Raw genomic sequence first — 14330 nt, 5'->3', positions numbered from 1 at the left:
TCGCTCTGACCGCCCTGACCGCGGTGCCGGCCGCCGCCGCCGCTCCTCAACAGCTCGAAGTGGACTTCGCCGCGCGAACGGGTGACTTCCGCGGTGGCGCGACCGGGACCCTCTACGGCCTAGGCGACGACGGCGTCCCGACCCGGGCACTGTTGAACGGTGCCCACGTGACGAACACGTCGCAGAAGGCCCCCTACGGCACGCAGCACCCGTCGGGAGACGCCATCCGCGTCGAAGACGACTTCTTCGCCAAGCACGGCCAGGACATGTACATCTACGTCCAGGACTACTACCCCGACTGGGCATACAACGGCGGTCAACGGCCCGGGGACACCCGCACGTACGGCCTCACGGACGGCACGTACGCGAGTCAGCCGAACGGCGTATGGGACTACCTCGAAATCGTGGAGTTCGTCGCCGACGCTGTCGCCGAGGACTCAGCTCACCCCGAGGACTACGTCTTCATCACCTTCAACGAGCCCGACGGCGGCAACTGGTACCCGAACTGGGGTGCGCAGAAGGACCAGTTCCTCCAGGACTGGCAGTCGACCTACGAGAAGATCCAGGAAGTCTGGGCGTCGCACGGCCTCGGTCACGCCCGCATCGGTGGCCCCGGCGACACCCGCTGGCAGCCGGAACGCAGCGCGGACATCCTCGAGTTCGCGAAGGCGAACAACTCGCTGCCGGACATCTTCATCTGGCACGAGCTGGGAATCGACAACCTCGGCTTCTACCGTCAGAACTTCGCCGACTACCGCGCGTTGGAGGCGTCGCTCGGCATCGACCCCATCCGCGTGAACATCACCGAGTACGGCATGCTCCGCGATATGGGCGTGCCTGGTCAGCTCATCCAGTGGCTGGCGATGTTCGAAGAGACCAAGGTTGATGCGCAGGTCGCCTACTGGAACTACGCCGGCAACCTGTCCGACAACACCGCCCGGCCCAACGGCGCCAACGCCGGATGGTGGATGTTCAAGTGGTACGGCGACCTGGAAGGGTCTGAGACCGTCACGGTCACCCCGCCCACACCCAACGGCGTCGACACGCTGCAAGGCATCGGCGCCATCGACGATGCCAACAGACGAGCCACCGTGCTCTGGGGCGGAACCGATGACGACGTCACCGTCGACCTCAGCGGACTGGACACCTCCGTGTTCGGCACCACCGTCGACATCGAGGTTCGCGAAGCACCGCTGACCGGCGCCGAGGGCCTGGCCACCACGCCCCGCGTCGTCCACGCCCAGGACGGCGTCGCACTGTCCGGCGGCGAGCTGGAGCTGACCGTGCCGACGCTGGATCGGTACGCCGGATACCAGCTCATCATCACGCCCGCGCAGCACCGCGACGTGCAGGCAGACGCTGCCGTCCAGCCCTGGACCGCGTCCATCGAGGCGGAGAGCATGCAGCTCACCTCGGCGCAGGTCTACACGCAGGACCCCAAATCGGGCGGCGGATGGAAGTTCCTCGCGTCCGGTGGACGCGACGTCGGATCCTTCAACCGCGCCACATCCAAGGCCGACTGGACTGTAGAGGTCCCGCAGACGAGCACCTACCGACTGCAAATCATCGGCGCGGCCCCTGGCGTGCCCGGACGTCACGCACTGTTCGTTGATGGAGCCGCTGCAGGCACCATTCAGTACACCGCCGACCTCGCCTTGAACGCGACCAGCCGGTGGCAGTACCGAGGTAGCGCCGAGGTTCTCGTGGATCTCACGGCTGGGTCGCACACGCTCTCAGTCCGCGCCAGCGCGAACGGAACGAGCGTGCTCCCGAACTCCGACATCACACTGGATAAGTTGGCTCTGACCGAGGTCGGTGCAGGCGAACGGACGACCTACCCCGCGAGCGGCTTCAGGCTCTCTGGCGGCTCGTCGCTCGTCTGGGGAGGAGCAACCGCCGGTTCCGCCGCACTCGCTACCGGCCAGCGCGCCGACGTTTACGTCACGGCGATGGACAGCGGCTACTACGACCTGACCGTGGACTGGGCCTCGGTTGGCGCGAGCGACCTTCAGATGACAGTCAACGGGCACCCCGCGGCGACCATTCGGGCCGCATCGGCCGGCGTCTGGCGCTCGACCGTACGCGCTCACCTGAACGAGGGCATCAACGAGATCGAGTTCCGCTCGGCATCGGGTGCGCAGGTCTCGCACCTGATCTCCTCGCGTGTCCGAACGGCTGACACGGCTTCGGTGTCGGTGGAGGCGGAAGCGGCGCAACGCTCCGGCGCGGCGTCGGTGAGCACGTTGGCAACGAACACCGGGTCGAACGTGTCCGGCGGAGCCTTTGTCGGGTACATCGGTGCAGGGGCTCAGAACTCACTGCAGATCCCACGCGCAGCAGGATTCGACACTCCTGGCGCGTACGACGTGACGATCTTCTACTCGAACGCGGAGACGGTCGGCAACCACGCCTATAACCCGCAGGTCGTGGACCGGCGTCTGGATGTACTCGAAGGGGCGACGCAGGTCGGCTCCGGGCACTTCCGGTACACGTACTCGTGGAACAGCTTCTGGCAGCGCACCATCCCCGTCGCCCTGACGACGGCCGACCAGCCGCTGAAGCTCGCGAACGGGAGCGCGTACGGGCCCAACGTGGACCGCATCGTGATCTCGCCCCGCGTTCTCGGAACGCCCAGCACCGAGGAAATCACGCCGGTTACGGTAACGCCCATGGTCAGCAGCGACTCTGGGCAGAGTGCCTCAGGCTGGCATCGCGCACCTGCGACGGTCACGTTGACGAGCTCTTCGGGGAGCGCGCAGGCGCAGTACCGCGTTGGCGGCACCGGGGAGTGGCTCGCTGCCGGCGCACCCGTCACGGTGTCAGCAGAGGGCGTCACCGTGATCGAGTACCGCGCCTTCCGTGTCAGTTCCGCAGTGCCCGGCTCGCAGGGGCAGGTGGAGGTGAAGGTGGATCGATCGGCACCGACGACGGTCGCTGACACGGATCCTGCCAGTGGCACGGCGGCGGCTGGTTCGGCGGTAACCGTGAAGTTCACGGCGACAGACGCCACGTCCGGTGTCGGTCACACCGAGTACTCCGCCGATGCCGGCGCAACATGGACACCCGCCACCGGAGCAGGAGTCTCGTTCACCGCGGTGGGGCCACACCCCGTGCAGTACCGCTCGGTCGACAACGCGGGCAATGTGGAAGCTGCCCAGCAGATCACCGTCACGGTGGCAGAGCCGGCCAACATCGCGAAAGCGACCATCACATCCGCGGATGAACCCACCGCAGACGGCTGGTACCAGCAGTCCGTTCTGGTCAAGCTGACACCGCCGTCGTCGGGGTTCAAAATGCAATACCGCGTGAACGATGGTGGGTGGAAGAACTATTCGTCCTCCATCACGGTCAGCGCGAACGGCACAACGAAAATCGACCATCGCCTGCTGCAGGCGAACGTCGTCGTCGCAGGGTCGGAAGGACAGACCCAGGTCAAGGTCGACAAGCAGGTGCCGACGGCATCCGTGACGCGCACGCCGGCGTCGGGGGCGGGCACACCCAGGAACCCCATCGCCCTGAGCTTCGCAGGCACCGACGTGCTCTCGGGGCTGGACAAGGTGGAGTACCGAATCAACTCGGATGAATGGGCGACATTCGCCGGTGACCCGCTGTCGTTGAACACCGTCGGAGACTTCGTCGTGAGCTACCGGGCGACGGATCGTGCGGGCAACACCTCCGCCGTGAAGTCGACGACCGTCACCATCAAGGAGGACGTGGCTACGACGGTCAAGTCCAACGGGAAGAGCGCAAGACGCGGCGCCGCTGTGACGTTGTCTCTCGCAGGGTTCGCGCGCTGGGACGATGTCACGGTAACGCTCGCCGGCGTGCCGGTGGCGACCGTTCTGACGGACCAGAACGGCGCTGCGAAGGTCACTGTCAGGGTGCCGACCGATGCCGCGCTGGGTGCAACTCAGATCGTCGTGGCAGGCACGGGCGCTTCGGCGTCGTCGCCGCTCACCGTCACCGACTGAGTCAGGTGGGGTGGCAGGAAACTGCCGCCCCACCGGAATCACCGGATCTGTCGGTTCATCGGCGAACGTCCGCTTGCTCGCTCCCACAGACGCCTGGGACTCCTGGCGGCACTGGCTCGCTGAGCGGACTGCCACCTAGCCTGCGCGATCGCACGTGACAGGCTGGTGGGAGGCGAGCGCGGTGCCGTGTGGTGGCAGCGAACGGAGGACGTCGCAGTGGCAGGACAGGAATGGGCGTCGCAGTTGGCGCATTGGGGTGCGTACGAGGCGACGACCGACGGCGCCGACATCCTCGCCGTTCGTGGCGACCGGCGCGACCCTGAGCCGACGGACATCCTCCAGAACCTGCCCGGCATGGTCACGGATCCCGCACGGGTCACCCGTCCGGCGATCCGGGAAGGCTGGCTTCGGGACGGACCCGGCGGCTCGGCCGGCCGAGGCGATGAGCCGTTCGTGGACGTGGATTGGGACACGGCGCTCGATCTTGTGGCCCGGGAGATCCGTCGCGTGCAGACCGAGCGCGGTCCGAGCGCGATCTACGGCGGCTCGTACGGATGGGCCAGCGCGGGCAGGTTCCACCACGCGCTGTCGCAGGTCCACCGCTTCCTCAACTGCACGGGCGGCTACACGCGGTCCGTGAACACGTACAGCTTCGGCGCCTCGGAAGTGATCCTGCCGCACGTGATCGGGCCCATGATGGAGCTGTACCGCACGATGACGTCGTGGGACGTGGTCGTCGAGCACACGAGACTCATGGTCGCGTTCGGTGGCGTGTCCCCAAAGAACTCGGCGGTGTCCTCCGGCGGGGTGCTCCGCCACCGCAGCAACGCCGGTCTGCGAGAGGCCATCGACGCCGGCATGCGTCTGGTATCACTCACCCCTCTCCGTTCCGACAGCGAGCTCGGCGAGTGGATGCCGTTGCGTCCGGGGTCCGATGTCGCGCTGATGCTCGCCCTCAGCCATGTGCTCCTGACGGAGGGGCTGGCCGATGCCGGCTTCCTCCGCGAGTACGCCGTCGGCGCGGAGGTCTTCCATGACTACGTGGTGCGCGGTCGCGACGGCGGGCCGTTCGATCCCGAGTGGGCCCAGGCGCTGACCGGCGTCCCAGCCGAGGCGATCCGCGCGCTTGCGCGTGACATGGCAGCGACGAGGACGATGATCTCCGTGAGCTGGTCGTTGCAGCGCGCGCGTTTCGGTGAGCAGCCGATCTGGGCTGCGGTCGCCCTCGCAGCACTCCTCGGCCAGATCGGGCTGCCGGGTGGAGGATTCGCGCATGGCTACGGCACCAGCGCCGCCGCAGGCGTCCCGTGGATGACCACGAAATGGCCGTCATTCCCGCAGGGGCGCAACCCGTCGGACTCGTTCATCCCAGTGGCGCGCATCGCCGACATGCTTCTGCACCCCGGCGAGTCTTACCGATACAACGGCGAGACACGGGTCTACCCGGAGATATCGCTCATGTATTGGGCGGGCGGCAACCCCTTCCACCACCACCAGGATCTGCCGCGGCTTCGCCGCGCCATCGGGACACTGGACACCTTCGTGGTGAATGAGTCCCACTGGACCGCGACCGCCCGGCACGCCGACATCGTCCTGCCCACGACCACGCACGTGGAGCGCAACGATCTCGGCGCAGCGAACAACGACGAAGTGATGATCGCCATGAAGCGACTCGTGCCGCCGCACGGGGAGGCGTGGGACGACTACGACGTGTTCGCGGCGCTCTCGCGTCGGCTTGGCGTGGCGCAGGAGTTCACCGAGGGGCTGACCGTCGACGGCTGGCTGCGGCGGCTCTATGACGAATGGGCGGAGCAGCTGGCACCGACCCACCCGGACCTGCCGTCCTTCGATCACTTCTGGTCCGCCGGCGAGGTGGTCATGCCCCATCCCGACCCGACGGTGCAGTTCGCTCAGTTCCGTGCGGACCCCGACCGTCACCGGCTGTCGACACCGAGCGGCAGGATCGAGATCTTCAGCGCGACGGTGGACGCTTTCGGTGAGCCGGACTGCCCGGGTCACCCCTCATGGCTCGGCTTCCCGGACGGCGACGATGCGCGCTTCCCCCTCACCTTACTCGCGAACCAGCCGCGCACGCGGTTGCACAGTCAGCTGGACATGGGCCGAACGAGCAAGGGGTCGAAGATCGCCGGACGCGAACCGCTGACGATGCATCCCGACGATGCACGCGAGCGCGGCATCGCAGCCGGCGACGTCGTGGAAGTCGTCAGCACCCAGGGGACGGCGGTGGTCGGCGTGAGAATCACCGACCAGATGCTCCGCGGGGTGGTTCAGCTGTCCACGGGGGCATGGTACGCACCGTCGCCCGGGGACGACCGCGTGTGTTTGCATGGGAACCCCAACGTGCTGACCCCCGACATCCCGACCTCGGCGCTCGCTCAAGGGCCGACCGGAGCCGTTCTGAGTGTGGAGGTCCGGCCGCGCAGCCGGGACTGGCCACGTCCGGATGTGCATCGGCGCCCGTCGTCTCCCGATCACGCCCGATAGCGAGGGTGGTGGCCAAATGGCCGGGGAGATACGCACGCCGCTGTCCATGCGTCTGGATCGTCCGCGGGCGGGCATGACTCATGATGGGACGAACGCCTTCCGTCGGGAAGGCGTGCGCACCACGACGACGGGACCCACGCGAACGACGCGGATCGGCACCAGCGATCAGTGCGGTGGAACGCGAACGAGGGTAGAGGATTCGGGTGTCGAAGGCCGGGGTTGTTGTGACGGGGGCTGCGCGAGGGATCGGGTTGGAGATCTGCGCGGCTCTCGCGCGTGACGGGTTTCGGGTAACAGGACTCGATCTGCTCCCGCCTGAGCGAGATGTCGACTTCGAAGGATTCCGTATCCTCGACGTGACCGATGCCAGTGCCGTCGAGACCACCGTGCAAGAGGTCGCGGCCTCCGAGGCCGGCCTTTTCGGTGTCGTGAACAACGCGATACTGTCGTCGAACTACATGGACGGGCCGCTGGCCGACGCCTCGATGGAGACCTACGACACGTCCTTCGCGGTGAATGTGAGGGCGCATTACTCTCTGATGCGGGCGGCCGCTCGCAGTCTGCAGAAGTCCGACCACGGTGGATGCATCGTTTCCATCAGCTCCGTGAATGCGATGCGCGGTGTCGCGAACACCGGGATTTACTCAGCGACGAAAGCGGCGCTCGTCGCGCTTACGCAGACGTTCGCCGTCGAATTGGCGCCGCACGGAATCCGGTGCAATTCGGTCGCGCCCGCGGCGACTGCGACCCACCGCCAGATGACGGCCCTCACATCGGACGAGATCTCCGAGCGGCTGGCGCGAATTCCGCTCGCCCGCTTCGCCGAGCCCAGCGAGATCGCCGATGCGGTGGCGTTCCTGTTCAGCGACTCCGCCCGCTTCATCACGGGAATAACACTCCCCGTCGACGGCGGCTACCTCGCCTACGGCTCCGGCCTGACGGAGAACTGACCGGCTGCCTTGCCGGCCGTCGTCAGTGCCGGGGGAACCGCCACCGCTGAGGGCGCCGACGAGGTCGAACCCCTGGACGACATTGCCGGTTTCGAGAGCGGCCGGCTCCGAGAGCTCAGGCGGCCGGGCATATCGTCCAGCGCGATGTCACGGCACTGCGGGCGTCCAGTCGGAGACGTCGTCCAGACGCGCGAGCTCGTCTTCCGTCAGCTCGAGACGGGCGCCGGCGAGCAGGTCGTCGATCTGATCGAGACGCGACGCGCTGGCAAGGGGTGCGGCGACCGTGGGCTGATGCCGCACCCACGCGAGGGCCGTCGCCGCGATGGATGCGCCATGCGTCCGCCCGATGTCTTCGAGAGTGTCGATGATGCGCAGCCCCTGCGCGTTCGCGTATCGGGCGGCGTCGCCCGCCCGCGGCGAATCACTACCCTCGGCATCCTGTGATCGATACTTGCCCGTGAGGAAGCCGCTCGCCAGTCCCGAAGACGGCAGCAGCGACAGCTCGAGTTCCTCCGCGACCGGGATGATGTCGGCCTCGACCTCGTTGCGATGGACGAGGTTGTACTCGGGTTGGATCGCGATCGGCTGGGCCAGACCGGCGTCGCGGGCGCAGTCCACCCATGCCCGGATCCGCTCGCCGGTGAAGTTGGACAGCGCGGGGTATCGGATGAGGCCCTCCCGCACCAGGTCATCGAAGACCCCGACGGCTTCTTCGAGGGGAGTGGCGGGGTCGTCGTAGTGCGCGTAGTAGACGTCGATCGTCTCGACTCCCAGGCGCTTGAGCGAGGCCTCCACGCCGGTGCGCACGTTCTTCGCCGACAGGCCGGGCGAGGCGGGATGCCCGCTCACCTTCGTCGACACCGCGACGCCGACGGGCTTGCGGGAGGCGAGCCACTGGCCGATGATCGTCTCGCTCTCGCCGCCGACGTTGCCAGGCACCCAGTGCGAGTACGAATCGGCGGAGTCGATCAGCGTGCCACCGCCGGCGTGGAAGGCATCCAGGAGAGCGAAGGACTGCTCGGGGTCGACCGTCCAACCGAAGACGTTGCCTCCGAGCACGAGAGGGAGGATGTCGAGGTCGCTGGTGCCGATCCGTGTCATTGGATGCCTTCCGTCGATGGGTTTCGTCCATGATGGCTCGCCGAGTGCCGGCGCGCATCGCCCGCAGGAGATGAGGGGCCGAATGGACAGTGGAGGCCCCTCAGCCTCAGCCACGTGGCCACCGCTCGCGCAGCGGCCGAGGCCTAGCGTGATCTGGAACGGGCGCCGGGGCGCCCTGACCGGAGGGAACCAGGAGGTACGCAATGGGCCTCGACAGCATTCCGCAGGCGATCGAAGCGCTGCAGGCGGGCTGGGCCGTGGTGGTCGCGGATGACGAGGACCGCGAGAACGAGGGAGACATCATCATGTCCGCGCAGCTCGCGACGCCGAGGTGGCTGGCGTGGATGATCCGATGGACCAGCGGCTATCTGTGTGCGCCCATGCCGGCTGACCTTGCCGATCGCCTCGATCTCCCGCCGATGGTCGCGGTGAACCAGGATCCCCACGCGACCGCGTATGCCGTGAGCGTCGATGCTGCCGATCGCCTGACGACCGGAATCAGTGCGGCCGATCGGTCCCACACTCTCAATGTTCTCGCCGACCCGGACGCCACACCCGGGTCGCTCATCCGTCCTGGGCACGTCATCCCACTTCGAGCGGTTCCCGGCGGCATCAGGCAACGTGCTGGCCATACGGAGGCGGCCGTGGAGCTGATGCGACTTGCGGGCCTGCCGCCGGTCGGTGTCATCGGCGAGGTCGTCGGCGATGACGGGGAGATGATGCGGCTCCCTCAGCTCCTCCGGTTCGGGGCGCGCGAAGGCATCCCCGTCATCACGATCGCGCAGCTGATCGATCATCTGAACGGGATCGCGGCTGAGGAACCGGCGGAATCGTTCGCGCCGCTCCGGCAGCCGTCCACCTTGCCCTGAAGTCAGAGGGCAGCGCGGCTCTGCGCACCGGGGAGTGGGCCGTCCGTCCACGACACCGCCGCCTGCTTCCGACGATCGGCCATATCGAGTAAGGCGCCACCGTCCCATGCTTTTCGGCACATGGGCGCAACGCCGCTTGCCGAAGGAGGCACTCTTGAGCACCGACCCGAATCCCTCCACGCTGGAACACGACCCGACGGCGATGCCGCTCGCCGTGGGAGGCCAGCCGAGGGAGCAGAGCGCCCTGTCGGGCAACATGGGCACGTGGGGGCTGGCCTTCACGACGCTCGCCTACAACGCACCGATCGCTATCGTCACCGGCTACGTCACGGTGGTCGTCGCCTACGGCAACGGTGTCGGTGCGCCGTGGACGTACGTCGTCGTCGCCGTCATCGCCCTGTTGTTCGCGGTCGGGTTCACTGCCTTCGCCCGCCATCTGCCGCGCCCCGGCGGCTTCTACGCCCTCATCACCGCGGGCCTCGGCAAGCACCTGGGACTCGGAGTGGGATATCTCGCAACGGCGCAGTACTTCGCCATCTGCGCGGGCGGGCTCTCGTTCCTCGGCTTCGCGACGGCGTCACTGGTGAGCAGTTGGGGTGGCCCCCCGGCTCCGTGGTGGGTGTACTCGATCGTCTTTCTGATCTTCTTCGGCGTACTGGGCTATGTGCGCCTCGAGTTGTCCACGCGTTTGCTCACGGTGTTCCTGATCGCCGAGGTGATTCTCGTCGTCGTCTATGACGTCGTCGTGCTCTCGCAGGGCGGTGAGTCGGGCCTGACGTCCGCGCCGTTCCTCGCCGAGAACATCTTCTCCGGCAGCATCGGCCTCGCGCTCCTGTTCGGCATGCTGTCGCTCAGCGGCTTCGAGGCTTCCGTGATCTTCCGCGAGGAGGTCAAGGATCCCGACAAGACGATTCCCCGCGCGGTGTACATGCAGATCATCGTCATCGGCGTTCTGTACACGGTCTCGGCCTACGCGTTCATCGTGGCGCTCGGTCCCGACAACGTCGTCGCCGCCGCGCAGGCGAACCCTCTGGGGGCGTTCCTCGACTCCGCCGAGATGTACCTCGGGGTGATCGGTCGCGACCTGTTCAACATCCTTACCGTGACGAGCCTATTCGCCGGTCTCCTGGCGGGATACAACACCATCTCGCGGTACCTCTACAACCTGGGGCACGACGGCATCCTGCCCCGAGCGCTCGCCTCGGTGCACGCGGTCCAGCGCTCGCCGCACCGCGCCTCGATCGTGACGGGTGTCATCCTCCTCGGCACTCAGGTGCTGTTGGCGTTCTTCGGCGGCGCCGCCGAGTTCATCTATCCGCAGGTGAGCGGGGCCGGCGGGTACGCCCTGCTGGTGATGCTCGCGCTTGTCACGATCGCCGCGATCGTCTTCCTCAACCGCACCCGGCCCGAGGGAGTCACTGCGTGGCACCGCCTGATCGCTCCGATTCTCGCCTTGGTCGGCCTGAGCATCTCGATCGTGCTGGCGACGATCAATATCGATCAGATGATCACCGCAGGTCCGATCGTCGTAGCCATCTGCCTCGGGGTCGTCTACGGGCTTGTGGTCCTCGGCATCATCATGGCGTCGGTGTACAAGCGCAAGCGACCAGACGTCTACGCGCGCATCGGGCGCGAGTGAGCGGTTCGGGCAGCCGGTCCGCCAGCCGGACTGCCCGGGTGGTCTTCTCCTCCGCGATGAGCAGAATCCATACGAACGACGAGACGGTGGCCCTCGTGATAGGCCACCTGGACATTCAGCCCGCCCGCTCACCGTCGCTAGAACTGAGTGCAACTCACGCGACGTGCGGATCCGTCGATCTCCGGGCTCCTCGATCGAGGCGGACGCCGGTACTCGCGACAGACACGAAAGGTCCTGCCACCGTGGTCACTGAACTACTCGCCACCAGCACCACCACCGCCAGCAGCATCACCGACACCGACTGGGCGGAGTTCGCCGCCGAACTGCGGCCGACAAAGACCTTCCACGGACTGGGCGACGGCGTGGTGCGTGAAGGAGCCAGGCTCATCCGCAAGGGCGATGCGGACTACGAGACTGCACGCCAGGTGTGGAATGCGATGCACCAGCGCTACCCTCTCGCCATCGTCGAGGCGGCCGGAGCCGCCGACGTCGTCGCCACCGTGAACTTCGCCCGCGAGCACGACCTGCCCATCACTCCGAGGTGCGGCGGTCACAGCATCCCGGGACTGTCGACGGTGGACGACGGAATCATCCTCGATCTCTCGCGTATGCGCGCAATCCAGATCGACCCCGTCCGCAAGACCGCGCGCGTCGAGGGTGGCGCGCTCCTGGGCGAGCTCGACCACGAGTCGCAAGCGTTCGGGCTGGCCACGGTCGGGGGACAGATCTCCAACACGGGCGTCGCAGGCCTCACACTCAACGGAGGGTGGGGCTGGCTCGCTCGCCGCTTCGGGTACACCGTCGACAACCTGATCTCGGCACAGGTCGTCACCGCTGACGGTCGGCTGCTGAACGCCTCGAAGGATGAGAACCCCGACCTCTTCTGGGGTCTGCGTGGCGGCGGTGGCAACTTCGGCGTTGTGACGCTGTTCGAATTTCAGCTCTTCGAGGTGGGCCCGCTCGTCTACGGAGGGCAGATCAGCTGGCCGATCGAGAAGGCGATCGATCTGTTGAAGTTCTACCGGGAGTGGGGCCCGCGCCAGGTTGAGGAGCTCACCACCGAGGTGATCGCCTGGCACACCGAGGAGGAGGATGGCTCGCTGAGCGACCAGGCCGTGATCTCCATGTCGCTCTGCTTCAGCGGTGACCCGAAGGATCTCGATGACGCTCTCGCCGAGCTCCTGGCCTTCTCGCCCGACGACATGGTCGTCGAGGCCGAATGGCTGCCGTACGCCGTTCTGCAGACGCAGTACGACGAGTTCTTGCGCCACGGCTTCAACACCTATTACAAGTACGGCGTGCTCGACGACCTCAGCGACGAGTTCCTCGAAACGGCTTTCAACGGCTGGCTCACGAAGAAGTCGAACCACACGTTCATGACGCTCGGCTACTGGGGCGGAGCCATGTCACGCGCCGGGGACGACGTGCCGTTCCCGCGGAACAAGGAGCCGTGGCGCGCGGTCACCGAGATCCGGTGGGAGGAGGCGCACGAGCGCGACGAGAACGTGCAGTGGGCTCATGACTACTGGAGCAGCATCGAGGGGTACTTCTCCACGAAGAACCAGTACCTCAATTTCACCGGCGACCTCGGCGAGGACCTGGTGCGCGATGCGTATGGCCGTTCGGTCTATGAGCGCCTGCGCGAAGTCAAGCGCACCTACGACCCGCAGAACCTGTTCAGGATGAACCAGAACATCGTTCCCTGACGCCACCCTGATCATCACGAGGGCGATCCGCGCGCGGATCGCCCTCGTGATGATCAGCCGATCCGAGGTTTGTCATGCAGACGCAAGTGAGCTCCCCCCTCGTCGAGAAGTTCGCCGGGATCGTTGGCGCCGCGCACGTGCGGGTCTCCGATCCGGGCGACGACCTGTCAGAATTCGGGCGCGGGCACGGACACACGCCTGCGAGCGCTCCCGCGATCGTTGTCAGTCCGGGCACGCCGGAGGAGGTCGCTGCGGCGCTCGCCGTGGCGACGCAGCAGCGCACGGCTGTGGTGACGCGCGGCGCGGGATTCTCGGTGTCCGGCTTCGCCTTCTCCGACGCAGACCACGTCACCGTGATCGAGACGCGACGGCTCGACCGCGTGCTCGCGGTCGACGCCGAGAATCTGACGGTGACCGCGCAGGCAGGGGTCCTGAACAGCGAACTCACGCGCATCGTGGCGGAAGCCGGCCTCCGCGTGCAGACGGTGGCTGTTCCCGTCCGCCGCACGACCCTCGGCGGCGCGCTCAGCGGTGTGGTGGGCGGGGGAGTGCCGGCGCGGAGCTCCGTCACCGGTGGGAACGTCCAGAGCGTGGCGGGGCTTGTCGTGGCGCTGCCCACCGGGGCTCTGCTGCGCACCGGCGCCGGCGGGTCGAACGTCCACGCTGCTCACGACACCTTCCCGGGGCTCGGCGGCCCGAACCTGACGGGTGTCTTCTTGGGGGACGGTGGCATCCTCGGCGTCAAGGTCGAGGCGACGCTGTGCCTCGAACCGCTGCCGCCCGCCACAGGCGGTGCGGCTTGGGTCTTTCCCGGTGAGGATGCCGCGTGGGGAGCGATGACGGAGCTCATGGGTCTCGTCGACATTCCGTACGCATCGGTGGGCGTTTCGCCTCGGCCGCAGTGGACGCTGATCGCCCGTGTCGAGGCGGGCGGGCGTGAGGCGCTCGAACGCAAGACCGCGGCGATCGAGCGTGTGGCGACGCGCTGGGGCGGAGAGGCAGGACCGGAGGAATACCGTCTCGAAGCTATCGCGATGGGCGAGCCCGGGGGAGCCTGGGCGGATGTCTTCCTGAACAGGCGGCGTGAGATCGTCGCCTTCGTCGCGCCCCGTGCCGGCTTTCGTAAGCTCTACCGCGACCTGGCGGCCCATGCGGGCTCGCGCGCGGAGGAGTTGGGCTTGGGGGCCTTGATCTCGGTCCAGCCCTACTACGCCCCGCACACCCGCCACGCCGTGTACACGAGCCTCAGTCTCGTTCTGGCGCAGCAGCCGGAGGACTCCCTCGCTGTGGTGGAGCTGATGCACGACTGCGTGCGCTTCCTCACGCGGCGCGGAGCATCCACGGAGTTCCATCAGGGCACGTCGTCGCAACTCGCAGCCGCTGCGTGGAGCGCGGAGTATCGCGGTGCGGTCGAGGCGCTGCGCGGCGCGTTCGACCCGGCCGGCATCCTCAACGCCGGCGTGTGGCGGGCATGAGCCGCGGCTCGTCCCTGCGCCGGCTCTGACCGGCCGGCTGCGACGGAGAGGCGGCAGAGCGATTCCGGTCCGATCACCGAGATGATGGCCGGTGGGCGTCGCGGGCGAGCACTA

7 protein-coding genes and 1 pseudogene are annotated in these 14330 nt (G+C 67.3%); 7 read left to right on the top strand and 1 reads right to left on the bottom strand.

Translation table 11 applies throughout. From position 1 onward, the window contains the following. Window positions 1–167: 167 nt before the first annotated feature. From IR212_RS13285 to IR212_RS13275, 3 genes are all read left to right on the top strand, one after another. A complete protein-coding gene (locus IR212_RS13285) occupies window positions 168–3971 on the top strand; it encodes an OmpL47-type beta-barrel domain-containing protein (protein ID WP_228479320.1) in 3804 nt (1267 codons plus the stop codon). 216 nt (window positions 3972–4187) lie between these two features. Further along, window positions 4188–6476: a molybdopterin-dependent oxidoreductase gene (locus IR212_RS13280; RefSeq protein ID WP_194396361.1), complete on the top strand. Its 2289-nt coding sequence runs from the start codon at window positions 4188–4190 to the stop codon at window positions 6474–6476. Between the two features lie 203 nt (window positions 6477–6679). Then, window positions 6680–7426: an SDR family oxidoreductase gene (locus IR212_RS13275; RefSeq protein ID WP_194396360.1), complete on the top strand. Its 747-nt coding sequence runs from the start codon at window positions 6680–6682 to the stop codon at window positions 7424–7426. A gap of 147 nt (window positions 7427–7573) precedes the next feature. Here the strand turns inward: IR212_RS13275 and IR212_RS13270 are convergent, their stop codons facing one another. Beyond that, entirely contained in the window at window positions 7574–8527 is a 954-nt protein-coding gene (locus tag IR212_RS13270; RefSeq protein ID WP_194396359.1) for an aldo/keto reductase, read from the bottom strand. Between the two features lie 203 nt (window positions 8528–8730). Between IR212_RS13270 and ribB the strand changes: the two are divergent. The 4 genes and pseudogenes from ribB to IR212_RS13250 form a co-directional block, all read left to right on the top strand. Beyond that, a pseudogene (gene ribB, locus IR212_RS13265) lies at window positions 8731–9354 on the top strand (3,4-dihydroxy-2-butanone-4-phosphate synthase); the annotation flags it as partial. A gap of 196 nt (window positions 9355–9550) precedes the next feature. Continuing rightward, window positions 9551–11035 carry an APC family permease gene (locus IR212_RS13260; protein ID WP_194396357.1) on the top strand — a complete coding sequence of 495 codons (1485 nt, stop codon included), beginning with the start codon at window positions 9551–9553 and terminating at the stop codon, window positions 11033–11035. A 242-nt stretch (window positions 11036–11277) separates the two neighbouring features. Beyond that, window positions 11278–12741, top strand: a complete 1464-nt coding sequence (locus tag IR212_RS13255) for an FAD-binding oxidoreductase (RefSeq protein WP_194396356.1) — start codon at window positions 11278–11280, stop codon at window positions 12739–12741. A gap of 74 nt (window positions 12742–12815) precedes the next feature. Further along, window positions 12816–14216: an FAD-binding oxidoreductase gene (locus IR212_RS13250; protein WP_194396355.1), complete on the top strand. Its 1401-nt coding sequence runs from the start codon at window positions 12816–12818 to the stop codon at window positions 14214–14216. Window positions 14217–14330 lie beyond the last annotated feature (114 nt).

Source organism: Microbacterium atlanticum (assembly GCF_015277815.1).
Classification (GTDB): domain Bacteria; phylum Actinomycetota; class Actinomycetes; order Actinomycetales; family Microbacteriaceae; genus Microbacterium; species Microbacterium atlanticum.
The sequence above is the reverse complement of the archived record's forward strand: the minus strand, read 5'-3'. Positions and strand labels throughout refer to the sequence as shown.

Excerpts from the sequence above, each read along its gene's own strand:
- IR212_RS13250 (WP_194396355.1), top strand. The coding sequence starts at position 12,816 with ATGCAGACGCAAGTGAGCTCCCCCCTCGTCGAGAAGTTCGCCGGGATC.
- IR212_RS13270 (WP_194396359.1), bottom strand. The coding sequence starts at position 8,527 with ATGACACGGATCGGCACCAGCGACCTCGACATCCTCCCTCTCGTGCTC.